We start from the raw sequence: 1036 nt of genomic DNA on the forward strand, positions 1-1036 counted from the left end.
CCCGGCCGCCATGGCCGATCTCGAACGGGCCGTCACGGAAATCCTCTCCTGTTTTCGGCCCGGCCGGGGCAATTTCGTCACCGACCTGCTTTCCAGGCGCATCGACCGCATCCTGGTGGCGGCGACCAAGGCCGACCAACTGCACCATGAAAGCCATGACCGGCTGCAGGCCATCGTGCGCAGGCTGGCGGACCGGGCCGTCGCGCGAGCCAATTTCAGCGGCGCCGATGTCGACGTGGTCGCCATGGCGGCGGTGCGCTCGACCCGCGAGGGAACGGTCAAGCAAGGCCGCGAGACATTGCCGGTGATCATCGGCACGCCGCTGAAAGACGAGAAGATCGACGGCGAAACATTCGACGGCAAAACCGAAACGGCCATATTTCCCGGTGACTTGCCGGAGAAAGTTGATGCTGTATTCGACCTTTCCGGATCGCAGCCGGAAAACAACGAACCGGCGATCCGCTTCGTGCGGTTCCGTCCGCCGAAGCTCGAGCGCACGGCCGAAGGCGTCACGCTTTCTTTGTCGCATATCCGGCTCGACCGCGCGCTGCAGTTCCTGATCGGAGATCGTCTGGCATGAGCGCGCCCCGCAAACCGGCCGCCTTCCGCATCGAACCCGAGCCAGCGCCGAGGCAGGAGGCGGCGCGGAAGCATCGCGCCGACGAACGGCCCGCGCGCAAACCGCAAGCAGCAAGGTCCGATGTCGCTGTCGTCATTCCTTCGGAAATCGACGTCTTCGACGAGCCGGACATCGAGCAGGCGGCGCCACCGCCGGCCACGGCGCCAAGAAAGCGCTCGCTGCTCGCCCGCCTGTTTTTCGGCGCCCTCGGCGTGCTTGTCTCGCTCGCGGTGGGCTTGTGGACAGACCAGCTCATCCGCGATCTCTTCGCGCGCGCCGAATGGCTGGGCTGGCTGGCGGCCGGCATGGCGGCGATCGCGCTTTTGTCGCTGCTCGTCATCCTCCTCCGCGAATTCCTGGCCATTGCACGCCTCGCCGAAGTCGAGAAGCTGCAGCGGCAGGCCCTGGATGCCGTGG

The 1036-nt window shown here is 66.2% G+C and carries 1 protein-coding gene and 1 pseudogene; both read left to right on the plus strand.

The genetic code is table 11. The annotated features are described in order from the left end of the window. Nucleotides 1–580, plus strand: a 580-nt coding sequence (locus tag EOA29_RS37640) for a YcjX family protein (RefSeq protein ID WP_189479140.1), incomplete at its 5' end; no start/stop codon positions are given. Next, nucleotides 577–1036, plus strand: a pseudogene (locus EOA29_RS37645) (TIGR01620 family protein); the annotation flags it as partial. The gene EOA29_RS37640 and the pseudogene EOA29_RS37645, both read left to right, overlap by 4 nt.

It is taken from the genome of Mesorhizobium sp. M1E.F.Ca.ET.063.01.1.1, from assembly GCF_003998155.1.
Taxonomy (GTDB): Bacteria; Pseudomonadota; Alphaproteobacteria; order Rhizobiales; family Rhizobiaceae; genus Mesorhizobium.